The sequence below is a fragment of the Pseudodesulfovibrio sp. S3 genome (assembly GCF_004025585.1).
Lineage (GTDB): Bacteria > Desulfobacterota > Desulfovibrionia > Desulfovibrionales > Desulfovibrionaceae > Pseudodesulfovibrio.
This window is the reverse complement of sequence record NZ_QTZO01000003.1, coordinates 169,997-195,659: the sequence shown is the minus strand read 5'-3', so window position 1 is coordinate 195,659 and position 25,663 is coordinate 169,997. Positions and strand designations below refer to the sequence as shown.

Annotated in this window: 22 protein-coding genes and 2 tRNA genes; 16 read left to right on the top strand and 8 right to left on the bottom strand. The window is 51.8% G+C overall.

Annotated features, from left to right (window positions below):
• Positions 1 to 30: 30 nt before the first annotated feature.
• The 4 genes from DWB63_RS04600 to DWB63_RS17210 all read left to right on the top strand — a co-directional run bounded on the left by DWB63_RS04600 (position 31) and on the right by DWB63_RS17210 (position 3,540).
• Positions 31 to 213, top strand: coding sequence for a hypothetical protein (locus DWB63_RS04600; RefSeq protein WP_128327637.1), 183 nt, complete (start codon positions 31 to 33; stop codon positions 211 to 213).
• A 147-nt stretch (positions 214 to 360) separates the two neighbouring features.
• Positions 361 to 777: an Hsp20/alpha crystallin family protein gene (locus DWB63_RS04595; RefSeq protein ID WP_128327636.1), complete on the top strand. Its 417-nt coding sequence runs from the start codon at positions 361 to 363 to the stop codon at positions 775 to 777.
• 19 nt (positions 778 to 796) lie between these two features.
• Positions 797 to 3,298 carry an AAA family ATPase gene (locus tag DWB63_RS04590; protein ID WP_128327635.1) on the top strand — a complete coding sequence of 834 codons (2,502 nt, stop codon included), beginning with the start codon at positions 797 to 799 and terminating at the stop codon, positions 3,296 to 3,298.
• A gap of 71 nt (positions 3,299 to 3,369) precedes the next feature.
• Positions 3,370 to 3,540, top strand: a complete 171-nt coding sequence (locus DWB63_RS17210; protein ID WP_206613138.1) for a hypothetical protein — start codon at positions 3,370 to 3,372, stop codon at positions 3,538 to 3,540.
• A gap of 53 nt (positions 3,541 to 3,593) precedes the next feature.
• Here DWB63_RS17210 and DWB63_RS04585 read toward each other — a convergent pair whose 3' ends face one another.
• Positions 3,594 to 4,193 carry an NAD(P)H-dependent oxidoreductase gene (locus DWB63_RS04585; protein ID WP_128327634.1) on the bottom strand — a complete coding sequence of 200 codons (600 nt, stop codon included), beginning with the start codon at positions 4,191 to 4,193 and terminating at the stop codon, positions 3,594 to 3,596.
• Positions 4,194 to 4,551: 358 nt separating this feature from the next.
• On the opposite strand from DWB63_RS04585, the gene ilvB reads away from it, so the two are divergent.
• From ilvB to DWB63_RS04570, 3 genes are all read left to right on the top strand, one after another.
• Positions 4,552 to 6,228: an acetolactate synthase large subunit gene (ilvB, locus tag DWB63_RS04580; RefSeq protein ID WP_128327633.1), complete on the top strand. Its 1,677-nt coding sequence runs from the start codon at positions 4,552 to 4,554 to the stop codon at positions 6,226 to 6,228.
• Positions 6,221 to 6,499 (top strand): acetolactate synthase small subunit, encoded by a 279-nt coding sequence (gene ilvN / locus DWB63_RS04575; protein ID WP_128327632.1) that lies wholly within the window; start codon positions 6,221 to 6,223, stop codon positions 6,497 to 6,499. The genes ilvB and ilvN overlap by 8 nt, the downstream gene beginning before the upstream one ends.
• A 137-nt stretch (positions 6,500 to 6,636) precedes the next feature.
• Positions 6,637 to 7,482 carry a flagellin gene (locus DWB63_RS04570; protein ID WP_128327631.1) on the top strand — a complete coding sequence of 282 codons (846 nt, stop codon included), beginning with the start codon at positions 6,637 to 6,639 and terminating at the stop codon, positions 7,480 to 7,482.
• Between the two features lie 474 nt (positions 7,483 to 7,956).
• Here the strand turns inward: DWB63_RS04570 and DWB63_RS04565 are convergent, their stop codons facing one another.
• The 3 genes from DWB63_RS04565 to DWB63_RS04555 form a co-directional block, all read right to left on the bottom strand.
• Positions 7,957 to 8,712 (bottom strand): transporter substrate-binding domain-containing protein, encoded by a 756-nt coding sequence (locus tag DWB63_RS04565; RefSeq protein ID WP_128327630.1) that lies wholly within the window; start codon positions 8,710 to 8,712, stop codon positions 7,957 to 7,959.
• Positions 8,713 to 9,119: 407 nt separating this feature from the next.
• Positions 9,120 to 9,195 (bottom strand) — tRNA-Thr (locus tag DWB63_RS04560).
• A gap of 65 nt (positions 9,196 to 9,260) precedes the next feature.
• Positions 9,261 to 9,337, bottom strand: a tRNA-Pro gene (locus tag DWB63_RS04555).
• 284 nt (positions 9,338 to 9,621) lie between these two features.
• On the opposite strand from DWB63_RS04555, the gene DWB63_RS04550 reads away from it, so the two are divergent.
• Positions 9,622 to 10,161, top strand: coding sequence for a chemotaxis protein CheW (locus DWB63_RS04550; protein ID WP_128327629.1), 540 nt, complete (start codon positions 9,622 to 9,624; stop codon positions 10,159 to 10,161).
• Between the two features lie 58 nt (positions 10,162 to 10,219).
• Here DWB63_RS04550 and DWB63_RS04545 read toward each other — a convergent pair whose 3' ends face one another.
• The gene (locus DWB63_RS04545; RefSeq protein ID WP_128327628.1) at positions 10,220 to 10,945 is read right to left on the bottom strand and encodes a Smr/MutS family protein; all 726 of its coding nucleotides are present in this window, start codon (positions 10,943 to 10,945) and stop codon (positions 10,220 to 10,222) included.
• Between the two features lie 146 nt (positions 10,946 to 11,091).
• Here DWB63_RS04545 and DWB63_RS04540 point away from each other — a divergent pair, with 146 nt between their 5' ends.
• The 5 genes from DWB63_RS04540 (at position 11,092) to DWB63_RS04520 (ending at position 15,471) form a co-directional block, all read left to right on the top strand.
• Complete coding sequence (locus DWB63_RS04540) at positions 11,092 to 11,850, top strand: ABC transporter ATP-binding protein (protein ID WP_128327627.1); 759 nt, start codon at positions 11,092 to 11,094, stop codon at positions 11,848 to 11,850.
• 22 nt (positions 11,851 to 11,872) lie between these two features.
• Complete coding sequence (locus DWB63_RS04535; protein ID WP_128327626.1) at positions 11,873 to 13,033, top strand: SufD family Fe-S cluster assembly protein; 1,161 nt, start codon at positions 11,873 to 11,875, stop codon at positions 13,031 to 13,033.
• Positions 13,034 to 13,186: 153 nt separating this feature from the next.
• Complete coding sequence (locus tag DWB63_RS04530) at positions 13,187 to 13,762, top strand: TetR/AcrR family transcriptional regulator (RefSeq protein WP_128327625.1); 576 nt, start codon at positions 13,187 to 13,189, stop codon at positions 13,760 to 13,762.
• Positions 13,763 to 13,794: 32 nt separating this feature from the next.
• Positions 13,795 to 14,250: a metal-dependent hydrolase gene (locus DWB63_RS04525; RefSeq protein ID WP_128327624.1), complete on the top strand. Its 456-nt coding sequence runs from the start codon at positions 13,795 to 13,797 to the stop codon at positions 14,248 to 14,250.
• Between the two features lie 132 nt (positions 14,251 to 14,382).
• Positions 14,383 to 15,471, top strand: coding sequence for a glycosyltransferase (locus tag DWB63_RS04520; RefSeq protein ID WP_241648620.1), 1,089 nt, complete (start codon positions 14,383 to 14,385; stop codon positions 15,469 to 15,471).
• Between the two features lie 18 nt (positions 15,472 to 15,489).
• Here the strand turns inward: DWB63_RS04520 and sucD are convergent, their stop codons facing one another.
• Complete coding sequence (gene sucD / locus DWB63_RS04515; RefSeq protein WP_128327623.1) at positions 15,490 to 17,571, bottom strand: succinate--CoA ligase subunit alpha; 2,082 nt, start codon at positions 17,569 to 17,571, stop codon at positions 15,490 to 15,492.
• 146 nt (positions 17,572 to 17,717) lie between these two features.
• Here sucD and DWB63_RS04510 point away from each other — a divergent pair, with 146 nt between their 5' ends.
• Entirely contained in the window at positions 17,718 to 18,491 is a 774-nt protein-coding gene (locus tag DWB63_RS04510) for a hypothetical protein (protein ID WP_128327622.1), read from the top strand.
• A gap of 120 nt (positions 18,492 to 18,611) precedes the next feature.
• Here the strand turns inward: DWB63_RS04510 and DWB63_RS04505 are convergent, their stop codons facing one another.
• A complete protein-coding gene (locus DWB63_RS04505) occupies positions 18,612 to 19,523 on the bottom strand; it encodes an exopolyphosphatase (RefSeq protein ID WP_128327621.1) in 912 nt (303 codons plus the stop codon).
• Between the two features lie 116 nt (positions 19,524 to 19,639).
• The gene (locus tag DWB63_RS04500; RefSeq protein WP_128327620.1) at positions 19,640 to 20,749 is read right to left on the bottom strand and encodes a tRNA nucleotidyltransferase; all 1,110 of its coding nucleotides are present in this window, start codon (positions 20,747 to 20,749) and stop codon (positions 19,640 to 19,642) included.
• A gap of 51 nt (positions 20,750 to 20,800) precedes the next feature.
• On the opposite strand from DWB63_RS04500, the gene DWB63_RS04495 reads away from it, so the two are divergent.
• Positions 20,801 to 21,667, top strand: coding sequence for a biotin--[acetyl-CoA-carboxylase] ligase (locus DWB63_RS04495; protein WP_241648619.1), 867 nt, complete (start codon positions 20,801 to 20,803; stop codon positions 21,665 to 21,667).
• A gap of 72 nt (positions 21,668 to 21,739) precedes the next feature.
• Complete coding sequence (locus DWB63_RS04490; RefSeq protein ID WP_128327618.1) at positions 21,740 to 25,441, top strand: pyruvate carboxylase; 3,702 nt, start codon at positions 21,740 to 21,742, stop codon at positions 25,439 to 25,441.
• Positions 25,442 to 25,663 lie beyond the last annotated feature (222 nt).

The window sequence follows — 25,663 nt, the reverse complement described above, 5'->3', positions numbered from 1 at the left end:
TTTATGCCACAACTACTGGAGCTTTACCCTATGAATCTCAGCGCCCCGCAATTGCTCACCTGGATTGTAGCCGTTATTATCGGCCTTCTGGGCATTTTCATCCAAATCGATGTCATGTCGGTTCCGGCCCTTGAAGATGCCGTCCGTCCCTTTTGGCTCGTCTCCACGGGCTTTGTTATCTTGGCCGTATCGAATCTCTTTCGCAGATTGTAACCCTTTTGGGCTTTTGGCGAACGGACAGGGGCTTGACGGAAAAACGTCAAGCCCCTGTCTTTTTTCTACTTAGTGTTATATGGTCTATCTATATTTTGCAGTACAGGTAGTTTTGTTCAATGGGTTTGGACAGGAGGCTGATTGTCAATGGCTAATTTGAAACGCTGGAGTCGTGGTGAGATCATACGCATGCGCAGTGAAGTAGACCGGCTTTTTGATGATTTGTGTGCAGACTTCGATCTGCCGGTCATGGTTTGCCGTATGGCGGGGGATCTTGAGCTTTATGAGGAGGGAAATGTTCTGGTGGTGCGGCTGGAACTGGGCAACATGAGCCCGGATGATGTCCTTGTTTCAGTTTCGGACACACGCCTGACCGTTTCTGCCAAGTCCGTTGGATCACGGATTGGACGCAGCCGGTTGCGGACCTTCAGGAGGGAACTGCGGTTGCCGTGTGTCGTCAGAAGAGATGAGGTCTTGGCCGAATTTGAAGATGGAATTTTGGTGATCAGACTGCCCAAGAGCACTACTCAACTTGGGCAAAACATCGAGATCGCAAAGAAATAGCAATATACGGAGATGGAAGATGGTAAAGAAGAACAGTACATTCGAAGTGCCTCTCGACAAGCTGAAGTGGACACCGGGACCGAAGCAGCTTTCCATCAAGACCACTGACGATCTTGAAGCGCAGACAGACATTATCGGTCAGGGCAGGGGGGTTGAAGCCTTCCGGTTCGGCATGGGGATGCTCAAAAAGGGGTACAATATATTTGTCACAGGTGAACCCGGCATTGGGCGTTTGTCTACCGTGAAAAAGCTCCTTGCAGAAATGGGCGACAAGACGGAGACGCCTTGTGATTTGTGTTATGTTAATAATTTCAAGCACCCGGAAGCACCGATTATGCTCAGGTTCGAGCCCGGTCAGGGGGCGTATTTCAAGAAGGCCATGCAGGATTTTCTTGATTTCGTGAAACGTGAAGCCCCGCAGCTTTTTGAGAGCGAGGAATACATTGCCCGCAAGAATCAGATAGCTGAAGCGCATGAAAAAAAGGTCATGAATTTTTATAAGGCCATTGAGGAGCAGGTGAAGGATACCGGTTTGGTGGTTGTGCGCATGCAGATGGGTCCCATCCAGCGCCCGGATGTGGTCCCCCTGGTCGATGGTGAGCCTCGTCGCATGATCGAGCTGGAGGAGTTGGTGGAAAAGGGGCGGTTTCCCCGCGAGGAATATGAGCAGCTTCGCGACAAGAGGTTGGAGCTCAAGGAAGAAATCGATCATATTGTCCAGGAACTCAAGAACATCCAAAAAGAAGTCGGCGAAAAGCATCAAGAAGTGGATCGTCTCATGTTCCTGGCTCTGGCCCAGGATTTCATAAAGCCTGTTCGAGAGACATACCCAGATGAGAAGGTATCGAAATATCTTGATTCTGTTCTTGAGAACATGGTTGACGAGCTGGACAGCATCAAGGCCCTCGGCGGCCAGGGCCAGCCGGGACCCATACCCGGCATGATGATGCCGGGACCGTCTCCTGAGATTGTCTTTCGTCCGTATCAGGTCAATTTGCTGGTGGACAATTCCGAGACTCAGGGGCCGCCGGTTATCGTGGAGTCCTATCCCACCTATCGCAATCTGTTCGGCAGCATCGAGCGGATTATGAACCACAACGGGGGCTGGCATACGGATTACACCAAGATCACGGCCGGGTCGTTCATCAAGGCCAACGGTGGGTATCTCGTGATCAACCTTATGGATGCGATCATGGAGCCGGGGGTCTGGCAGACCCTCAAGCGGGCCCTCAAGACGGAAAAGATCGAGATTGAGACCTTTGACCCGTATTACTTCATCAGTTCAACCGGTCTCAAACCGGAACCCATTGACATGGCGGTGAAGGTCGTGGTGCTTGGAAGCCCCTATCTCTATGCCATTTTGAAAAATTATGACGAGGATGTTTCCAAGATATTCAAGGTCCGGGCCGATTATGCTTCGAGCATGGACCTCAACGACGACTCCGTGCACCAGGTTGCAAGGCTCATCAAGACGGTCGTTGATCGGGACAAGCTCAAGCCCTTTGACGTGGGCGGCGTGGCGACTGTCATGGAAGAGGCCGTGCGCTGGGCAGGCAGGCAGGAAAAAATATCCACCGCCTTTCCGGCCATGGGTGATCTTTTGAGCGAAGCCGATTATTATGCCGGGCTGGCCAAGTCTGCCATAGTAACCGGAAAGCACGTCAAGGCGGCCATTGAAGCCAAGGTGTATCGTGCCAATCAGGTGGAAGAGCGCATCCAGGAAATGATCGACCGGGGTAGTCTGTTCGTGGACACGGATGGCGAGGCGGTGGGCCAGGTCAATGGCCTGGCTGTGTATTCCTTGGGTGATTACATGTTCGGCAAACCTACCCGTATCACCGCAGTTACCTCGATCGGCAAGGATGGCATTATCAACATCGAGCGTGAGGCCGACATGTCCGGTCCCAGTCACAACAAGGGTATGCTCATTCTTTCTGGTTTCTTACGCAGTCGTTTTGCCCAGGATAAACCCATGTCCCTGGCAGCCAGCATTGCCTTTGAACAGTCCTATGGCGGCATAGATGGCGATTCTGCTTCGTCCACGGAGCTGTATGCCTTGTTGTCGAGTCTGTCCGAGGTCCCCATTCGGCAATATATAGCCGTGACCGGTTCCGTGAATCAGTATGGCGAGGTGCAGCCCATCGGCGGTGTGAACCAGAAGATCGAAGGGTTTTATTTGTGCTGCAAGAATGCCGGACTGAACGGAAAGCAGGGGGTCATGATTCCGCACCCCAATGTCAAGGATTTGATGTTGCGCGATGAGGTTGTCGAGGCGGTCAAGGCCGGGAAGTTCCATGTATGGTCCGTCAGGACCATTGACGAGGGGATCGAGATTCTCACCGGGGTCAAGGCGGGGAGCAGGAAAAAGAGCGGTTCCTATCCCGCCAATACCATCAATAGATTGGTGGACGATAAGCTCAAACTGCTGGCTGACCGCTTGGCTGTGTTCGGTAAGGATGCTAAGGAAGAGAAAACGTCCGCCAGGAAAAGGGCGGTCAAACGCAAGCCCGCCGGAAAGTAGGGTGCCCACGAGTAGTGATCTAACGTAAAACAAAAGGGTTACGATACGTCGTAACCCTTTTTTGGAGCTTAATGATGAACCTGTTGCGATTGAATATTTGGCGAAAGTGTATCCTGATCGGGTTTGTGGTGGCTGTGGTCGCCATGTTCACCATCGACTGGGGTTACCATTTTCACGTGGGCCATGTGGTCCGGCTGTTGGTTGGGGCAGGGGCTTTCTGGTTGGCGGTGGACAGATTGTAGGCAGGGGGATCATGCGTGATCGTAGACGCTTCAAGGCCTGACCTGTATTTTGATCAAGCCCTTGGAGGGAATTTATCGGTCACGATTGTTGCCACTTCCTCCAGCCATTGCAGCCGTTCTTCATGGCTGCTGGTGACGATGATTTGAAACATGTGTCGAGTGATGTCCCCAACTCCGCACAAGTCGAAAATGCAGTTCTTCCAAATGCGTTCCAGCGGGTCGCCGAAAATGGTTTTTTCCCTTTGGGCAGAGGTGTTCGAGGTGTTGAAGATGATGGCCTTGTCCGCCTTGAGTAATCCCACGGGCACACCTTCTCCACTGTCGCCTTCCACGAATTCGTAGGCCACGCCTGGCCGCATGATCCGATCCACCCATCCGGCCAGAATGGCGGGCGGCATACCCCACCAGTTGGGATGAACAATAATGATGCCGTCGGCTTGCGCCGTTTGTTTGCAATGGTTGTCGATAGGGTCGGGCAGGGTGGCATTGCGGGGAATTTCGTGGGCAGGCAGATTGGGGTCAAAGCCTTCCGCGTAAAGGTCGTAAAGAATGACGGCATGGCCGTTGTGTTTCAGCGTTGCTGCCGCTTGAGCCGCAATGGCGTGATTGAAGCTGTGCTTGTCGGGGTGGGCTAGGACAATGAGAATGTGCATGGCGAACTCCTGAATGATGATGCCAAGTGAAGTAAGGTTATGGAGGGAAAAAGGCAAGTGCATGACAGTTTGTGGAAAACCCTTGACCTTTCTTTTTGCGGCGGTTAGTCAAATTCCTTAAGAACAAAAGGATTTTTCATGTCGCGCTTAGAAAACACCATTTCCCTTATTCCCACCAGCCTAGCCGTGGTCAGCGTACTCGTCGTAGTAGACGTAGTAGTACGTGGTGTTCTCTCGGACGCGCCATAGCGGGTAGGTATCAAGCGATTTTTCAACCCCCGTCGGTGCGAGCCGGCGGGGGTTTTTCTTTTGACCCCGTAGCGGCTGCAGGCAGACGAGACAAACAGGAGGCTTTCAAATGAAACTCAGCGGTGCGGAAATCATCATCAAATTATTGGAACGACAGGGCATTAAAACCATCGCCGGAATTCCCGGAGGCGCGAACCTGCCCATGTACGACGCACTCGGACGCAGCGACGCCATCCGGCATATACTGACCCGACACGAACAGGGAGCCGGATTCATTGCCCAAGGCATGGCCCGCGTCAGTGGCAAACCTGCGGTTTTCTTTGCGACTTCCGGTCCCGGAGCCACCAATACCCTGACGGCCATAGCCGATGCCAAGTTGGATTCCATCCCCATCATCTGCATCACCGGCCAAGTGCCCCTGTCCATGATCGGCACCGATGCCTTCCAGGAAGTGGACACCTACGGTCTGAGCGTTCCCATCACCAAACACAATTTTCTGGTCCGTTCCGTGGAGGAATTGCTTGAGGTCATCCCTGCCGCCTTCCGGATCGCTTCCAGCGGTCGCCCCGGACCTGTGGTCATCGACGTGCCCAAGGATGTCCAGGCGGCTCAGTTGGAGTTTGACGTCTGGCCCGACCCAGGACAGCCCGTGCCAACCCCGGAGCTGTTTCCGGGCGAAATTGAGCATGCTGCGGGCATGATCAACAAGGCGGAGAAACCGATTTTGTACCTCGGAGGAGGCGTGATCCAGTCCGATTCGGCGCCCCAGGCCTTGGCCATGGCCGAAAAGGGGGGAATTCCGTCCGTCGTGACCCTCATGGGGCTGGGGATCATGCCCACTGATCATCCTTTGAGTTTGGGGATGCTGGGCATGCATGCAGCCCGATATACCAATATGGCTCTTGAGGAATGTGACCTGCTCATTGCCGTGGGTGTGCGTTTTGATGACCGGGCCACAGGTAAGGTGCCGGATTTCTGTCCCAAGGCCAAGGTCATCCACATGGACATCGACCCCAGTGAACTCGACAAGATCAAAACGGCCCACGCCTCTGTCACAGGTGACGTTGGCGAGGTGCTCAAGGCCTTGATTCCACTTATCAAAGAAAGGAAACGATCCGTATGGAACGAGGATATCCGGCAACTCAAGGAAGCCAACCCCATGGTTATTCCGCAGGCCGAAGATCCCATGTCTCCATACGGGGTCATTCTCAAGACGGCTGAGCTGGTTGGGGAGAGCGCGGTCATTTGCACTGACGTGGGGCAGCATCAGATGCGTACGGCCCAGGTGTACCCATTCAAGTATCCTCGGCAGTGGCTGACCTCCGGCGGCCTTGGAACCATGGGATTCGGAATGCCTGCCGCCATAGGGGCCGCCCTGGCCGCTCCGGACAAGCCGGTAGTCTGTTTCAGCGGCGACGGGTCCATCATGATGAATATTCAGGATCTGGCAACGGCCATGGAGTATGATATTCCGATCAAGATAATATTGACCAATAACAATGCGCTCGGCCTTGTCCGTCAACAGCAGGACCTCTTTTATGGCAAGCGGTATACTGCTTCCGATTATTCGAAGTCGGTTGATTTTATCAAGATTGCTGAAGGGTTCGGAATCGGCGCCTATGACTTGGGAACCAGTAATGATCCAGCCCGGACCTTGGCCGAGGCCCTGGCCGCACCCGGTCCTTGTCTCATTCACGTGCCCATCAGCCCGGACGAACCGGTGTATCCGATGGTTCCTCCAGGAGCCGCGAACTCCGAAATGATAGGAGGAGAAAATCATGTGTAAACAAACTGTTATTGAACTTTTGGTGAAAAATCATCCCGGCGTGATGTCCCATATCTGTGGGCTGTTTGCTCGTCGGGCCTATAATGTGGAAGGCATTGCCTGTATGCCGGTCAATGGTGGCGCCACGAGCAAGATATGGCTTCTGGTCAATGCCGATCAGCGATTGGATCAAATGATCAAGCAGGTGGATAAGCTTGAGGATGTATGTGGCGTCGAACGCCATGACAGCGGTCATGCCGTCTTCGCAAAGATGGCTGAATTTGTACAATGAGATTAGATTGATATCAACTTTAAAGGCCAGCGGAAGCTGGCCTTTTTCATGGGATGGAAAAAGTGTTCATGCCCTCTAAAGATATTGCCCGGACAGCCGATAACACATCTGGGAAACTAGAGTTCATTGGAGACGTCATGGCCCTGACCGACATAGAAAAGAGTTATCTCTACGACTACTCCATGCAGCTTCTTCAGCAGGACATGCTGACCAATAAGCTGTTTGGGGCTTCGGGCGTCGGGAGGGATCTTCGCAGCCTGGTGCTGGGTGCGCCAGTCAGAGCCGCGACATTCACCAATCCCTTTGAGGAAGCCATCAGCGGCACATTGAGAGGCGATGCCGCTGCTGTCCGGCAGGCGTCTAGGAATGTGGGCGAGGCCGCATCCATGATGGGGGTGGCCCGGACCGAGATGGCGACGATCAATGACGCCCTCAATGACATGGAAGACATGATCGACAAGATCAACTCAGGAGAGTTGGACGGTACCAGCGCCGTGGTACAGAGCGATTACGATGCTCTGGTGGATAAGATCAACGGCACCATTTCCAATGCGGATTTCAACGGTATTGCCATGCTGGACAGTTCCCAGTGGGGTACTGATCAGATCGACGCCAACGGGAATGTGTATATTCAGTCCAGCAAGGATGGCGGATTCAACATCACTTTTCATTCCGTGGACACTCCGTCCAGTGGTGTGGCCTGGGCAGACCTGGACGGTACCGATCTCGGTGCAGACGGCACCAGGGCCACTCAGCTCGGATACGTGCAGACCCTACAAAGCGAGATGTCTTCGATCTTGAACGTCTACGAGGGCAAGGAAGACAGCTTACAGTCTCAGGAACTCAATCTTCAGAGTCAGGCCCAATTGCTGGATCAGGCCGCACAGCTGCGAAAGCCGTCCGACCCCGATTATTCCCTTGAGCAGTTGCTGGCCGATCTCATTGCTCGGGATACCGGGACGATCTACAGCGGGAGCGGGTAGAGTCGCTGTACGGTCTTCGAAATGAGAAAACCGCCGGTCTTTGGACTGGCGGTTTTGATATATGGAGCTGACGCTATGGGGGGGCGCCATCTGATTCAGGGGTAAAGCAACATTTAGGATTCCTAATCCTGGTGCCGCGTATTCGAATCGCACCGGGGGCACCATATTTCACAAGGATATCAGCTGATAGTGTTGGCATCCTTTTTTGTTGTCTTTGCCGGGGTGAAGACGTGGTGAGTGAGATATAATAATCGGGGATAATTTTGAATATCGCTACAAGATATGACAATCCTTTCGGGAGTGCTTGTCATGGATTTTATCTGTCATTCATTCCATTTCACGGGGACAAGGTAACGATCAAGAAAAGTGGTACCAATTTAAGGATTCTTGGCACTCCCCATGGTAGCAGGGACTTATTCGCACTTTTCCTAGTCTTGAATCTGCATGGCCGTTAAGGGATTACCTTAAACCCGCTTACCTTAAATATTTTTCTATAACTCGGTCTCTGAGGCCTGTTGCTATGACCTCTTCCAAAGATTCCTGAATCTTTACGAGAATCTCAACAGGAGTCTCTTTGTTTGCTACCATGTAATAACCGCCTTCGTCAGATAATAAATATGCCACTTCAAGCTCCGAATATTTGGATCCCAAACTCTTCATTTGATAGGCTAAATCCAAAGGGTCGCCTGGGATAAGATCGAACCGTCCTATAAGCAGCATTTTCAATAATTGCACAGAGTAATTGACTAAATGATAATATTCATCAGAAAGGCCACTGTCGATGAAAAATTGTTCAACGGACCCCCCTGAAAGGACGCCTGTACGATATTTTTTAATATCTTCTAATTCATTGATCTGAATATCAGTTCGGTTACTCAGTTTAAAAAGATATACTTTTCTGGGATGGAGTGGGCCAATCCATGCGAACTCATCTTCGCGTTGAGGAATGCGCGCCGCCGTATAGAGCATTGTGTATGGAGTGCTCCGCACAGTAGCTAAGCCTCGTTTAAAGGGATATTTAACAAGTTTGTATTGAATGTTAGCCCTTTGTAACGCTGCTTCTATCAACTCCGTGCTAATCCCAACAATCTTGTCATTTTTTATGAAGTTATATGGAGGCCAGTTGTCTACATAAATTGTAAGTTCTTGAGCTTTCGCAGCTCCAACAAGACCAAACAATAGAATGATTATGAACAGCTTGAAGGATTTTATCATTTTTTTAAAGTTCATTTGTAATCCCTTTTCGCTCAAGCCTTATTACCAGCGGACAAACTTTCTTGAAAGTATATTTTATATGTTTTCCTGTGCAAATCAAGTTGGTTAATGACAAGTGTCCCGAGATTCACATGGGATGCAGAACAGGTTGCAACTATTTGTTTATTGAATATTTTATTGTACATTAACACGACAATTCTGTTGCAGCAATAGACTGCGGCAGCAGTTCTTTTCATTGCTTCTTCGGGCTTCATGCCCGGCATGGATGAATCCGAAGAAGGCCGGAAATTCGCATAAAGTGCTGGACCTGAGACGGGGAGCTTTACAGGTACAGAATTATCCCTGGAAGTCGTTGGGACCTCGGAACAATGCACGAAAAAAGAAAATCGCCTCTCATTCGAAAGGCGATTTTCTTATATATATGGAGCTGACGAGCAGGATTGAACTGCCTACCTCGTCCTTACCAAGGACGCGCTCTACCGATTGAGCTACGTCAGCATTCCGTCTGTTTTCGATGAAACGCCGGACCGATTTGATTCGGTCCAGCGGGGTATCTCATCGTTTGGTCGGGATGAGAGGATTTGAACCTCCGGCCCCTTGAACCCCATTCAAGTGCGCTCCCAGACTGCGCTACATCCCGACGCGAAGTGAGTAACTAGCCGCGCCTGTGAAAGTTGTCAATCATTTTTTGAGAAAAAAAGTCAACATGGTGTTATTTTTGAAAATTATTTAAGTTCTATGGATGATGGTTGCCGCAACGCTCAAAGGTGGGTATATTTATAATGGTTTTTGTCTGATTGTGTGTATAGTTATTACAGAAGAAATTGAAAAGCTCATGGGTGGATGTTAGATAACATTCATATGGGCATGGCATGGTCAAAATGTTTTTTTTGACAATAAATGATAATTAATTAGGGGGTTGGCATGGCTGATGAAGCATTGAAAGATATCAATCAGTTTTTGACCTTCACGCTGGGCAAGGAAATTTTTGCTCTTGATATCGGAACGGTTCGGGAGGTGCTGGAATTGACCTCCATTACCAAAATTCCACGTACGCCCAAATTCATGCGCGGCGTTATCAACCTTCGTGGCCACGCGGTACCTGTGGTTGATATGCGTCTGAAGTTGGGCATGTCCCAGGGTGAGGATACCGTGGACACTTGTATCATCATCGTGGAGATCGAATTCGAAGGAGAGTTCACGATTATGGGCGCACTGGTCGATTCGGTGCGTGAAGTTTTCGAGATGACCCCGGATACCATCGAACCCGCCCCGAAGATGGGTGCGGCCATCAATGCCGAATACATCAAGGGCATGGGACGTCAGAACGAACAGTTCATTATAATTATTGATATCAACAAGATATTCTCCGCAGAAGAGCTGTCCATTGCCAAGGGCATGTCCAACCTCGGAAGTGGAGCAGAACAACCCAAGATTGAAGAAGTTGTAGCCGCACACGCGTAACAAAAGAACCCGCCCGAAAGGGCGGGTTCTCTGCTTTCATTCGGTCCAATGGGTCCGGCTAGCCGTTATTGTCCCAATTCACCATGGTATCCCACTTGACCTTGCCCTGAGTCTTCTTTTGCTTGCGCAGGAGAACATACAGGGCTCCTGCGCCGCCGTGTTTGGGCTGTGCAGTGCAAAAGGCCAGGACAACGCGTCTGAGCGGTTCCTTGGTCAGCCAGGTCTCGGCCTCTGTGCGCAGGATCGCCTGGCCGCCAGGGGAGTTCTTGCCACGTCCGGTCACCACCAGCACGCAGCGATGATTTTGCAGGTAGCTTTCGTGAATGAAGAAAAGCAGGCTGTCCCGTGCCTGGTCCGAAGTCATGCCGTGCAGGTCGAGATGGGCTGCCACGCTCAAGGAACCGGCCTTGAGTTGCTGGAAAATCTTGATATCCAACCCGCGTACATAGCCGTACATGAATTCCTCGGTGTATTCGAGTTCGAATTCGATGTCGCCGTGCATGAACCGTTGCAGGTCGTTGGTGGCCTCCTCTTCGGGAGAGACGCATCTGGACGGGCCGGTTTCTGCGGGCACAGGGACCTGGCGGCCGCCTGAGTCGTTCATTTTTTCGACTCCCTGCATGGCTGCCAGAAAAATTTCTTCATCAGGAGGTCCGTCACAGGGGTTGACTTTTTCCTTTGGAGGCTCATTTTTCACATACGGAAGGGAATAGAAGTCTTCTTTTTCCTTCTTGAATTTGATCTGCTTGAGATCGCCAAGGTTGTTTATGCGCTTTTTCTTCATTGCTCATCCTTCCTTCGGTCGAAACGAGTACATCCAAAACCCCCGGCGGGGCAAGTGAAAGGGGCCTCCTGCGTATCAATCGCTGGACTTCCATGACGTGCTTAAGTATTGACCCTTTTGCACATCGATTCAAAGTGAGGGAATACATGCTGACCATAGAAGACTTGCATGTCAACATCGGCGACAAAGAGGTTCTCAAAGGAATCAATCTCCAGATTAATGCTGGGGAGACGTTCATACTTTTCGGACCAAACGGGTCGGGCAAGACTTCTCTGCTCATGGCCCTGATGGGGTTCTCCGGGTATGAAGTCACCAAAGGGAAAATTATTTTCAAGGGTGAAGACGTCACCTCCGCTCCCATGTACGAGCGCGCCCGTCTTGGTTTGGGCATGTCCTTTCAGCGCCCGCCGACCATTCATGGACTGCGGACCCGCCACCTGGTGGACATGTGTTCCCGCAAGGGAACCGTGAACACCGACATGCTTGCAGAAATTGTGAACATGACCGAATTCCTGGACCGGGATATCAATGCCGGATTCTCTGGTGGCGAGATCAAGCGTTCGGAATTGCTTCAGCTCATGGCCCAACAACCAGATTTGGTGCTTTTTGATGAGCCGGAATCCGGCGTGGACATGGAGAACATGCAGTTGGTGGGCAAAGTGGCTCGGGACGTGCTGGACGGCAACTTCAAGGTTGCTCCCGAGCTGAGTCTCAAAGAGCGCAAGCAGCAGACCCGGACCGCTGGACTGATCATTACACACACCGGGTATATTCTTGACTATGTCAACGCTGACCGTGGTCAGGTGCTGTTTCAGGGGCATCTGTGCTGTGAGGGTCGCCCCAGGGACATTCTGGACCACATCCGCGAGCACGGCTACCAGGAATGTGTCCGCTGCATGAACTAGCCACTCCGCAAGGGAAATTCATATGAACAAAGTAGATCTGAAAGATTTCAAATTTGACGGGCTTCAGCAGGAGGCCATCGTTGACCTGAACGCCTTGTCCGATGATGACAAGAACCAGCTGCTCATGGCTGGTGTGGTTTCGGACTTGAGCACACGTTCGGCCTCCTATCTGCAAATGGACCAGTCCGCAGTCCACTGTCAGTCCAGGGACGAAGGCGTCGAGATTATGGATATCAAGGATGCCTTGAAGAAGTATGACGGCCTCAAGGACTACTACTGGACACTGGTGGACAGGGATAAGGACGAATTCACCAAATCTGCCTCTGACAATCTGCACGGCGGCTATTTCATTCGGGTCAAGGCCGGTGCCAAGATCAAGGATCCCATCCAGTCCTGTCTCATGCTCAAATCCGAGCATGTAGGCCAGAATGTCCATAATATGGTCATCATCGAGGAAGAGGCCGAGGCGCACATTATCACCGGATGTTCAGTGGCGCATGGGACCAAGGCCGGGGCGCATTTGGGTATATCCGAATTTTTCGTGAAGAAAAATGCCTCGTTGACCTTTACCATGGTTCATAATTGGTCCGATGCCGTGGCTGTCCGGCCCCGATCCGCCGGTGTTGTCGAAGAGGGCGGCACGTTTCTGAATAACTATGTCTTGCTCAAGCCGGTCAAGGATCTTCAGATGTATCCATCCATCGCATTGAACGGTCCCAATGCCGTGGCCCGCTTCAATTCCGTGGTGGTTGCCACCGAGGGATCGCACCTGGATATGGGCAATCGCGTGATCATGAACGCTCCCAATACACGGTGTGAGATCATAGCCCGGACCATTGCCGCAGGCGGTACTATCATCAACCGAGGACATATCGCGGCTCATCATGTTCCCAGCAAGGGGCATCTGGAATGTCAGGGCCTGATTCTGGGCGGTGGACGGATTTGGGCCATCCCGGAGTTGGATGGCACGGAAGAGGGCGTTGAATTGTCCCACGAGGCTTCGGTGGGCAAAATAGCCCAGGAAGAGATCGAATATCTCATGGCTCGTGGGCTGGACGAGAATGAAGCGACCTCCACCATTGTCAGAGGGTTTCTGAACACCGACATAATGGGGCTGCCGGACCGGCTGCAGAAAGAAATTGATAAGCAAATCGAAGAATTGCAGAATTCTGATTCTATGTAGGACTAATGAGATGTTGAGAGAAAGGGGTGGGGGCCGAGGCTTCCGCCCTTTTCTTATTGGTTCCTGAATTGAATTTGCTCTTGAACAAACCGGATTCACGTACTAGATAGTGTCTCATTTGTCCATTTCAGAAGGTTTACAAGGGAGTACTGAATGTCGAAGAAAGAGAGGATTCTCCTGGCTGCCCAGGAAATATTCGCTCGTTGCGGATATGCTGGAACAACCATGAAGATGGTTGCCGAGCAGGCCGGTGTAGCCTCGGGATTAGTCTTTCATTACTATGATTCCAAGGAAAACCTGTTCATGGTGGCGGGTTCTGAGTTGATTGATACCATGATCACCGTCCTGCGTGACAAGACCATGGAAGCCCGGAACGGGTGTGAAGCGCTCAGTGTGTTCGTCAAGGCGTATCTTGATTTTACCATCGAGAATGAAAGCACTTTTCCTACGATCATCCGCTGTTCACCGTTCAGCGATGATAACCCCGATCTCGACAGAAATAAAATTGGTGCAAAGTTTCGTGAGCTTATTGATATGATTGATGAATTTATAGTTCGTGGAATGGAAGACGGATCTATTGTCGACCTGCCTGCGACTCAGACGGCGTTCATGGTTTACGCCAATATTGTCGGTGCGGTCCGCACTCGGTTCCTGACCCCCTATGATATTCCCGGACTCTATGAGGAAGCTAGGGCGTTCGTTGTGCGCAGTGTCTGTGCTACGTCCTGATTGAATGTCCTGGTTGCCATTGAGTAATAGCGATGCCTGATTACAGAGGACATCTTGCCGGAGGTCTTTTTTTTGGCGTCATGGGATTGGTGGGAGCCATCCTGTTGGGCTGGCTGGTCTTTGAGCCGCTACTTGCCGGCGGATTGATCGGTTTCTGTCTTCTCGGGGCTCTTTTCCCGGATGTGGATACCAATTCCAAGGGACAAAATCTGTATTATGCGGTGTTTGTTCTGGTGGATCTCGGGCTGATCCTCAAGGGGCTTTACGCATGGGCCGCCTGGTTCGGGTTGTTTTCCATGCTTCCTGCTGTGGGGACTCATCGCGGTTGGACACATACTTGGTGGGCGATGCTTGTCGTCCCCCTGCCCATACTGGTTATTCCGTTTTTCATGCAGTCGGAGGGTCTGGCACTTGGATTCATTCCGTTTTATGGAGCCTTTGTTCTGGGCTACGCTTCTCACCTGATATTAGACGGTAAATTCCGATAGCAAAGTGGTTGCTGTTTTGACGGCAATGCGTTGCGCTCAGGGCGGCATGCGTTTTTCGTGCTTGCTTCGCTCGGATAAGTTCGGTTAGGGTGCACGCCTTTGGAAACGTACAGTTATGGTATGGAGGGAGTTTTGAAAAGGGTCTGTTTTTTCAACACAAGCAAGGCGTGGGGCGGTGGCGAACAATGGGTGTTTGAGAACAGCCGTATCGCCAGCCGTAATGGCTATGTCGTTCACGTTGTTGCGAACGAAGAGAGCGTGTTGGGTGATCGTCTTGAAGGACTTGAAAATATAATTGTCCATCGATTCCCTGTCACCAATCTGAGTTTTCTCAATCCCTTGATGATGGTTCGGTTGATGATTCTTTTCATACGGAATGCAATCAATTCCGTCATTATTTCCCTGCCCAACGATGTCAAGATCGGAGGTATGGCAGCTCGTTGCGTTGGAGTTCGCAATATTATTTATAGGCGGGGCATAGCCGTACCCGTCAGGAATTCCGCGTTCAACCGTTTTCTCTTTAAATCGATCATAACTCGTATGGTGTGTAATTCGAGCGAGACAAGGCGTCTCGTTCTCAAGGAAAACCCTGAACTCATTGATCCTTCCAATGTGAATATCATCTATAACGGGTTTGATTTTGACTCATATGATGAGCGTCCCTCTGCTCCTATATATCAGCGCCTTGGAAAAGAAATTGTAATAGGGAACGTTGGCAGGCTGACACGACAGAAAGGGCAACATTTGGTTATCGAAGCAGTCAGAATACTAGAGGAACGGGGCCATGATGTTCGTCTTCTCCTCGCAGGGACCGGAGAGCTTGAGACTGAGTTGAAAGAGTACGCTCGGTCGCGTGGACTTGGGAAGACCATCTTCTTTCTTGGTTTTGTCAAGGAGATGAAAGGGTTCTATCAGTCAATAGATATATTGGCTCATTCCGCTTTATGGGAAGGTTTCGGCTATGCCCTGGTCGAGGCGCAGGCGACACGGAAACCTGTGGTGGCATTTGATGTCAGTTCAAACCCGGAAGTCATTGAGAATGGTTTCACCGGGGTGTTGGCAACCCCGGAAGATGTCACTGACTTTGCTGATAAAATTGAGTCCTTGATTCTTTCCCCCGAGCGCCGCATTGAGTTGGGCAACAACGGGCGAAAGCGAGTTGTTGCTAAGTTTGGCAGCGAACATGCCTTTAAAAAATTGGCTGAATTAATCGATTCATAATAGACCAGCCTTCCTGCCCTATAATCTCAGAGCCTTTGAAGTCATTTCTGTAACAGCCTCAAGACTGGGACAGACAGCGAAACCGGCGTTGCTCATGGTTTTGAGTTTGCTTTCAATGCCGCCGCCAGTATCCAGGATGGCTCCTGCATGTCCAAGTCGTTTTCCCGGAGGAGCGGTCTGGCCTGCGATAAATGAAATGACTGGTTTGTCGAACCCGGTGCGGACGACGTATTCAGCCAGATTCTCTTCAGCCTGCCCACCGATTTCACCGAGCACGATCACGGCCTTGGTCTTGTCATGATTACGAATCATTTCGAACATATCAATAAAATTGATCCCGATGAAAGGATCACCACCGATGCCGACACACAGGGATTGGCCGATGCCGACCGAAGTCAGCCGGTCTGCAACCTCGTAAGTCAACGTGCCGCTTCTGGACAGAATGGCCACAGGGCCATCCGTGAAAGGCGTGGTGGGCAAGATGCCTATCTTGGTTTGTCCGGGCACGATCAGGCCCGGCGTGTTCGGGCCAATGACGCGGGTGGGGGACCGTTTGATCTGTTCGAAGGTGGTCAGCATATCATGCTGTACGATACCCTCGGTAATGCAGATGACCCAGGGGATTTCGTTGCCTGCTGCTTCAGCCACGGCATCCGCTGCCATGCGGGGCGGAACAAAGATAATGCTGGCGCCGATATGATGGCAACGCTTGGCTTCGGCTATGGAGTTGTAGACTGGAACACCCAACACTTCTTGTCCGCCCTTGAAGGGGGTCACGCCAGCAACCACATTGGCTCCGTATTCAAGCATGAGGCGGGTGTGGAGTTGCCCCTCTCGACCGGTGATGCCCTGAACCAGAATGGGGGTGTCCTTGTCGATGTCGAAGAGCGCGGAACTGCGGTAACCAACATTTTTGGGTGCTTTGCCGAGGGGGCTATCCATGGGGGCGGGAAAGTCGACGGCAGGGGGGGCCTTGGGCTTCAGGGTTTTCAAGGTTGCGATGGCCTCTTGCATGTCGGTGGCCATGTGGAGGTTGTCCACATGGAGATTTTTGAGGATTTCCAAGCCGGATTCGGCGTCCTTGCCGGACATGCGGACCACGAGGGGCTTTGGGGGGGCAGCCCCGGCAAGGGCGCCCTTCATAGCCAATGCAACTTTTTCGCAGGAAAGGATTCCGCCGAAAAGGTTGATGAAAACCGCTTTGGCCTGGGTGTCCCCAAAGAGCAACTCCAGGGCGATTTCCATGCGTTTCTGGTCAGCCGCTCCGCCTAGGTCCAGGAAATTGCTGGCCGGTAGTTTTGAAAAGTTAAGCATGTCCATGGTGGCCATGGCCAGGCCAGCACCATTGACCATGAGGCCGACCCAGCCCGAGAGTTTGACAAAGGACAAACCTGCGTCTCGGGCCTTGTTTTCTTCGGGTGTGGAGTTTTCTTCCTGATAATATTTATCCATACCCGGGTTGAGATCGACATAATTGTCGTCAATCTCCACCTTGCCGTCCAAGGCCAGGAATTCGCCGTCAGGAGTGGTGATCAGGGGGTTGATCTCGGCCATGAGCAGCCCATTGTCGAGCATTCCCTTGAACAGAGAGGTCAACAATGCCCCGAAAGAGCTGAGTTGACTTTTTTCCAGGCCGAGGTGGAAGAAAGCCGCTCTTATCTGGTTGGGGGCCAGCCCTCCGGGCAGCGCGACCTCCTGGACAAACAGGTTGTCTTTGCCGTGGTTTTCAATCTCCACGCCGCCTTCGCGGCCTACGGTGAGGAGAATACATTTGCGTTCTCGGGAAACGGTCAGGGATAGATAGAATTCACGTTCGATCATCGCACCGGGTTCTACACGGATAAAGGGGACTGTTTCCCCTTTGATATCCAGGCGGAATAGTTTGACAGCGGCCTCGGGAAAGTCGTCGGCATCGTCAATGCGCAGAATGGCGCCGGCCTTGCCACGGCCGCCGACCAGGACTTGGGATTTCAGAAACCAGGGAAGGGCGAAGCCTGGCTTGAAATCCGCTTCTTCACCGGGAAAAACGATCACGCCCTGAGGGACTGGAATCCCGGCCTTTTCAAAAAGAATTTTACTCTTGTGTTCATTCAGCAACATACCGTGCTCCTGTGTTGTCTTTGCATTGACCGTAGAACATTAGTGGGTTTGGACGGTTGAATCAACGTAAATATATTGACCGTGATAACTTAAAAGGGGAAAAAGCATGATTAGGTGAAAAAAAGTGGAGATAATCGGGAGGAGTTATGCCTAATATCAAAGAGTTTGCCGATCAGTTTCAGGCGGAAGTGGTGGCTGATATGGCCGATTCCTTTTTCGGCACAAGAAAGGAGATGGACAACGCCCTTGAGGCATTTTCCGGCATGGTGAAGGAATTCCTGCCCACGGTGGAACTTTTGTTTCAAGCAGCCTCCACACTGCGTTTGTTGCTGATTGATGATCATGCCGTCAGTGATTTTTGCGAATCTCTTGGTTTGAAGCCTTCCGATATCCTACCTGCAGAGGGTGCTCCTCCGCATATTTATACTTCCGTTCCATTTTCTTTGACGGCCCGCGGTCGATACATTCGTTGTGTTTTCAAGGCGTATGGTGCATTGCAGGCCATTGTGAACGAATATGTGCATGGTCGGCATTACAATGACCCTGAAAGCCCGGGGAGAAAGCGGTTAACCATGCATTATACCCGCCTTGAGGAAATAGCCCGCCTGATCAACCACAAGATCAGGAAGGTGAACGAGACAGTTTCAACCACTGCGATTCTTCGGCAGGTCAAGGGCATGAATCCTGATCAGTTCGAGCGGGAGCAGATCATGGGTGACCTCAGCCTCGTGGACGGGTCTACGCTTGATAAGGATATGTGTTTCATGCCGATCGACTTTGAGGGGTATGGCTTGCCGCAGGTCAGGGAGTTGCCGCCAGTGAAGGAAGTAGAGGATGTCATTCGTCGTTTTTGCAAGAAACTCTATGCCAACCGCAAAGCCGAGGCGAATAGGGCCATGACCGTTTTGAGGGGACAATGAAACATGTGATTTGAGATGCACAGAGGTTCCTTTCAGGATTGCCCGTGGTGTGTTTCTGGAAATAAAAGACGGCTGCACCTTGCTCCAAAGAGAAGTGCAGCCGTTTTTAGTGGATCATGATCAGGCGTTTGTGTTGATGTGGTCTATCATTTTCTTGAGTGTTGCCGAGGCTTCACTGTCCGCAACCTGGCAGGTGCCGACGGCCTTGTGACCACCTCCGCCAAAGGAAAGCATGAGAGCGCCGATATCGACCTTGCTGGTTCTGTTGAGAATGGAGTGGCCGACCGTGAATACCACGTTTTGTTTCTTGAAGCCCCATATGACTCGGATGCTGACGTTGCACTGGCTGAAAAGTGTATAAATCATGAAACGGTTACCGCAGTAGATCGGATCCTGATCGCGCAGGTCCAGGATGATCACATTGCCTTCTACTGTGGCGTTATCATTGAGCATCTGAATGAAATTAGTCTGGTCTTCCTGATACTTTTCTATCCGTTCCTTGACGTCGGGAATTTCCATGATTTCTTCTGCGGTTTTGCTGCGGCAGTATTCGATCATGTCCAACATGAGTTGGTAGTTGCTGATGCGGAAATCCCGGTAGCGCCCCAATCCGGTCCTTGGGTCCATGATGTAACCCAGAAGAATCCAGCCGGTGGGGTTGGCTATTTCATCGGCGGTCAGGTTGGCAGAATCCACTTTATCCACGGCGTCCACGAAGGATGCATATGAGGCCGGGAATTTACTGGCTCCGTAATACTCGTAAATAACCCGGGCACAGCTAGGCAGTGGTTTGCTGGCTCCTTCAAATTCAATGTCGCCCAGTCGGTCGGTCTCGCTGGTGTGATGGTCGAACCAGAGTCCACATCCTTCCACATAGGGGACATTGGCCAGGATGTCCTTTTCGGTGACTTCCACCTTGCCGTCCTGCAAATCTTTGGGATGTGCAAAGAGATAGTCGTCGATGAGGTTCAGTTGTTTAAGCAGGGTGGCGCAGGCCAAACCGTCGAAATCGGATCGTGTGACAAGTCTCATTCAGTGATCTCCAGTTTAATCGAAATGCTGTAGTGATGGGGGATGGTGTGCCATCCGAATACTAGTTGATATTTTAGTAGACGTTTCAGCTATATTTGTCAAAAAGATGCAGGAGATTATAAGACGTCATCAGTAAGGACGTGTGCGCGAAGCTGCCTGAGTTTTTTGCCGGATTCTGCTCCGTGGTTCATGTCTGTTGGTGCAAGCTTGATGGGAAGAATCATTTCCAGGTTTCTTTTTGCCCGAGAAAGAAAGTCCTTGTCGTGATCGGCCAGGACCAGACGGAAAAGGGGAGCCAGGATGCCCGAAAGATGGGCGTCCATCAGCAGATCCACCTTGGTTCCCGGTCGAAGCTCATCGAAATTGGCGGCAACCATGTGCCATCTCGCTGCCTTCATGCCGGCGATCTTGAGGGCATTGGGAAGCCTGATGCGTTGAGCCAATGATCCGGCCAAAGGGACGCCTGAGAGGTCGTGCCCATAGTGGTGCGGGAGATTTTCTTCATTCGTGAGCGATTTTCCCAGGTCGTGACACAGCCCCATCCAAACCGCGACGGCATCTCCTGCCAGTTTGTCCATGACCTGACAGGTGTGCTCCAGAACATTTGTATCGTGATAGGGGCGAGGACCTGCAGGGATGGTTTGCGCGGGGTCCAGCTCTGAAAACCACGGCAACAGGCAATCCGTTTTTGATAGAAGCCGCAGGAAGTTTCCGGGAGCAGGCGCTTCGAGCACCTTGCGCATCTCCTGACCGATTCGGTCGGCGGAGATGGTTTTGAGCAAGTCTTTGCGGGCTGCGGATTGCATGGCTTCAAGCAGCTCTTCGTGGGGTGTGAAGTCGGGGAGCTGGCTCCAGAATCGGGCAGCACGAAACACACGAAGCGGATCTTCTTCCATGGAGTGTGCGGAAGCAGGTCTAAGGATACGTCTTTTGAGATCGTCAAGGCCGTTAGGATGGCAGATGAGTTCCCCGTTCTCGTCGAGCAGTTGTGCATTGACAGTCAGATCGCGGGCTCTTAATTCATTGGCTAGAGAGTCGCTTCTGGGAAAGGAAAATTCGGTCTTGTCCACAAGGAAGATCGGGAACGTTAGTCCTACTTCCTGGGCGTTGGGAAAAGCTTTTTGAAATTCCTTGCGGGTGGTTTTCGTGACCAGATAGTCTCTATCGGACAGGGGCCTGCCCAGCAGGAGATCGCGGACAGCGCCGCCAGCCAGGTAAATATTCATTGTCCACATTGTAGCACAAGGTAACTCATGCTTCCACCAGGAATTTTTCTTATGAAAACGGCCCCTGAAGGCCTTGAAAGTGTCCATCCTGTATGGGATTCGGACCTGCAGGAGCTTGGGCCTTGGACGCCTCTCGGTGGCGGGTTCCCTGTGGATTTTCTGGCCGGTAACTCTTCTGTGGACAGTTCTGTCGTTGTTGTCGGTGCATGTGAAACAACCATGGAATTGGCTTCGGAAATGGTCCAGAAAGGCCAGCTTGGCGAGTGGGGAGCGGTCTTATGTGCGGAACAATTCAGCGGCAGGGGGCAATTGCGGCGACCATGGAAGTCTCTGCCGGGAAACCTCCATGCCTCCATTGTGTTGCCTTCTCCGCCGGTACAGGGCGAGTGGGCCGAAGCGATGCCACATCTTCTTCCGTTGGTGGCCGGCTATGTCGTTGCTGAGGTGTTGGAAGGACTTGGAGCGTCGATTGAAATCAAATGGCCGAATGATATTCTACAAAATGGCCGGAAGGTCGGCGGTATTTTGATTGAAGAACGAAATGAAGTGTCGATTGTGGGACTGGGGTTGAATCTTACGGATTGTCCGAAGGATGTCGAATTGCGAGAAGATCATTCTGTATCCGCCGCAAAAATCACAATTCCCTCCTTTTCCGGTGGCCCGGTGAAGCTATTGGAAAACCTTGTAAACCGTGGGAAAAATGTGTATGCAGTCATGCTCGACGAGATTCCACCCACTCGATTCACCGCAATGGTCGAGAGCAAGCTCGCCTGGTTCGGACGAACTATCTTGGTCAGGGAGGGAGATGACATCTCCTATGAGGCTGTTCTTTCAGGTCTTTCCCAGAATGGGGGGCTCGTTTTACGTCGTGGTGAGAAAGAAACCGTTCTGTATTCAGGTTCGATTTTTCCTCTCTAGGTTCTGCATTAGGCGGGACGGAGCCGAGAGGGTTATTTTCAGTTATTTCTGTCTAGGAGACCAGTGAGATTCATGAAGCCGAAGTCCTTTGAGCAGGTACTGGAAGAGGTCAAGGGGAAACGGATCCTTGTAGCCAACCGGGGAATCCCGGCCAGGCGCATTTGCCGTTCCATAACCGAAATGTTCGACGCCAAAGCGATCATGACCGCGACCGATGTTGATAAAACCTCGCCTGCAACGTCCGGGGCCAACGAGTTGTTGATGCTTGGTCCTGATCCTCGAGCCTATCTCGATTTGGACAGAGTCATACGAGAAGCCAAGGCCAATGACATAGTCGCTATCCATCCCGGTTGGGGATTCGGTGCCGAAGATGATTCGTTTCCTGCCAAATGCAAGAAAGCGGGTATCATTTTTATTGGTCCTGATCGGGAACCCATGCGTATCCTTGGCAACAAGGTGGCTGTTCGCAAGCTCGCCATAGAACTGGGCGTGCCGGTGGTTCCTGGCTCCGAAGGGGCCGTTTCCATTCCGGAAGCTCGTCAAATGGCAGAGGAAATCGGATTTCCCGTCATGCTTAAGGCCGAGGGCGGCGGCGGAGGCCGTGGTATATATGAAGTATATCAGGAAGAAGATCTGGAAAGTGCCTTTTCCAAGGCTTCAGCCCTGGCTCAGGCCTCGTTCGGCAATCCCCGCCTCTACGTGGAAAAGTTGCTGACGTCGGTTCGCCACATCGAGATTCAGGTCATTTCAGATCAACATGGCAATGTCTTCTGCATGGATGAGCGCGACTGTTCGGTTCAGCGTAATCACCAGAAGCTCATTGAGATCACGCCTTCGCCCTGGCCCAAATACACTGCGGAACTGCGTGCGCAACTCAAGGAATACTCAAAGCAATTGGTGTTGGCCGTCGGATATCACTCTTTGGCCACTGTTGAATTTCTGGTCGATGCCGATGGGATTCCGTATCTCATCGAAGTCAATACCCGTTTGCAGGTTGAGCACGGTATCACTGAATGCCGTTACGGTATCGACTTGGTGGAAGAGCAGATCGCCATCTCCTTTGGTTCCAAGCTGCGTTTGAATGAGAAGACCACCAAGCCGTATCAGTGGGCCATGCAGTGCCGCATCAACTGTGAAGACCCGCAAAAGAATTTTGAGCCGAATTCCGGACGTATCACCCGGTATGTGTCTCCGGGCGGGCAGGGCATCCGCATCGACTCCTGCGTGGGTGACGGATACCGTTTCCCGTCCAATTACGATTCGGCGGCCTCGCTGCTCATAGCCTATGGCAACTCATGGAAGAAGGTCGTTTCTTTGATGAAACGTTCGTTGCGTGAGTACATGGTCGGCGGGTTGAAAACGACCATTCCTTTCCATCGCAAGATTGTCGATCATCCAAAGTTTATCGATGCGGTTTATGATACCAACTTCGTTCGTCAGCACTATGCCGAACTCATGGATTATTCGGATCGTGAACCTGATTTCCTGCGCATGACCCGTCTGGTGGCCGAGATTTCGGCCATGGGTTACAATAAGTATGTACAGCTTGGGGAATACCGGAACCGGGACGATAAGCGCGTAGGCCGTTTTGAACTGGCCGATGCCCCTGAAGTTTCCTCCTGGTTCGAACCGCGCTTTACCCGGAGTATGGACCGGGAGGCCATTCTGGACGGCCTGCGGACTGATCGTGAGGCAGGTATCATCCATATGACTGATACCACTACGCGTGACATTACCCAGTCCAACAGCGGCAACCGTTTCCGTCTGGCGGAGGATGCCATTATCGGCCCCTCCCTGGACAAATGCGGGTTCTTCTCCCTGGAAAACGGAGGCGGGGCGCATTTTCATGTGGCCATGCTTGCCAACATGACCTACCCGTTTGCAGAAGCGGCGGCGTGGAACAAGTTTGCACCCGATACGCTCAAGCAGATTCTTATCCGGTCCACCAATATCCTGGGATACAAACCGCAGCCCAAGAATGTCATGCGGCTTACCGGAGAAATGATCAACGAGCACTACGATGTCATTCGTTGTTTTGACTTTCTCAACCATGTCGAGAACATGCAGCCCTTTGCCGAAGTGGCCATGAATTCGAAGAAGAATATCTTCGAACCTGCCATATCCTTGTCCTGGGCCAAGGGCTTCGATGTGGAACGCTACCTGACCGTGACCGATAATATTATTGCCATGTGTGCTTCTGCGGCAGGCGTCAGCAAGAAAAAGGCCGTGAAGATGATCATTCTCGGCCTCAAGGATATGGCTGGCGTTTGTCCTCCCAGGTTCATGCGGGAACTCATCGGTGCCATTACCAAGAAGTATCCCGAATTGGTCATTCACAGTCACCGGCATTACACCGATGGTTTGTTCGTACCAACTATGGGTGCGGCTGCCGAGGCTGGCGCGCACATCGTGGATGTGGCCATTGGCGCCAGTGTCCGTTGGTACGGCCAGGGTGAGGTCTTATCCACCGCCGCCTACATAGAGGACGAAATAGGCCTCAAGACGCATCTCGACAAGGACATGATCCGAGCGACCAATTTCAAGCTCAAGCAGATCATGCCCTACTATGATCGTTACACCGCCCCGTATTTTCAGGGGATCGACCATGACGTGGTCCGCCACGGCATGCCCGGCGGAGCCACTTCTTCCTCACAGGAAGGAGCGCTCAAGCAGGGCTATATCAAGCTTTTGCCCTACATGCTCAAGTTCCTGGAAGGGACTCGGAAGGTCGTCCGCTATCACGATGTGACGCCAGGCTCCCAGATTACCTGGAATACGGCCTTTTTGGCCGTGACCGGCGCTTACAAGCGCGGAGGCGAACGGGAAGTACGCAGGCTCCTCAACATCCTGGACGTTGTCACTCTGTGCAATGAGAATGATCTTACCGGCCTCGAACGCGAGGCTCGGCTTGATTTGTACCGCGACTCTAACGACGCTTTCCGCAACCTGCTGCTCGGCAAGTTCGGCAAGCTGCCTTTGGGCTTCCCCGAAGACTGGGTGTACAATTCCGCTTTCGGCTCCAGTTGGAAAACCGCAATCAAGGAGCGTACCGAGAAGTCTCCCCTGGTAACTTTGGTGGATGTGGATCTTGAGGCCGAGATGAAGGCCTTGCAGACTCGGCTCCACCGTCAGCCCAGCGAGGAAGAGTTCATCATGTATCTCAACCATCCTGGCGATGCCATCACGACCATCGATTTCTGCGAAAAGTTTGGTAACATCAACAACCTGCCTGTAGATGTGTGGTTTGAAGGGCTTGAGAAAGGCGAGGTTTTGAACTTCCAGGGCAATTGCAGAAAGCCGCACCGCATGCGTATTTTGGATATCTCCGAGCCGGATGAGAACGGTATGGCTGTTGTACGGTATGTCCTTGATTCAGAGATCATGAGCCATCAGGTCAAGGTGGCTGAGCCTGAAGTCGGCGGCAAGGAACGCATGGAAAAGGCCGACCCTGCCAATGAGTATCATGTAGGCTCGCCCAGCAACGGCGATCTGTGGGTCACGCATGTTCGTCCTGGTGACAAGGTCAAGGCGGGCGAGGAGTTGTTCAACATCTCAATAATGAAACAAGAAAAGTCTATCGTGGCCCCAGTCAGCGGCACGGTCCGCCGTGTGATCAAGTCTGCGAACTATACTGAAGATAAAAAGATGATCCCGGTCGTGGAAGGAGAACTGCTGGTCGAACTCGGACCAGAGGTCGGTGTTTGTCCTACGTGTAAGTTTGATGTCCCCAACGAAGATTGCAACTTCTGTCCTAACTGCGGCCAGAAAATATAAAAAAATACAAAGCCCCCTGCAAAGTGGTATAAAAACATACCTCAGCAGCCAGTGGCGTTGACATGGTATTCGCATGAAGGCCGACACACGTTAACAGTGTGTCGGCCTTCATTTTTATTTTCCCTGGCTGCCTTTTTTGCGCCTTTTTTATTCTTTGCTGGTAGAGATTTATAAGCAAAAAAGGTATAGTGGTCCAACCAATAGAGTCATTGACGAACGCCT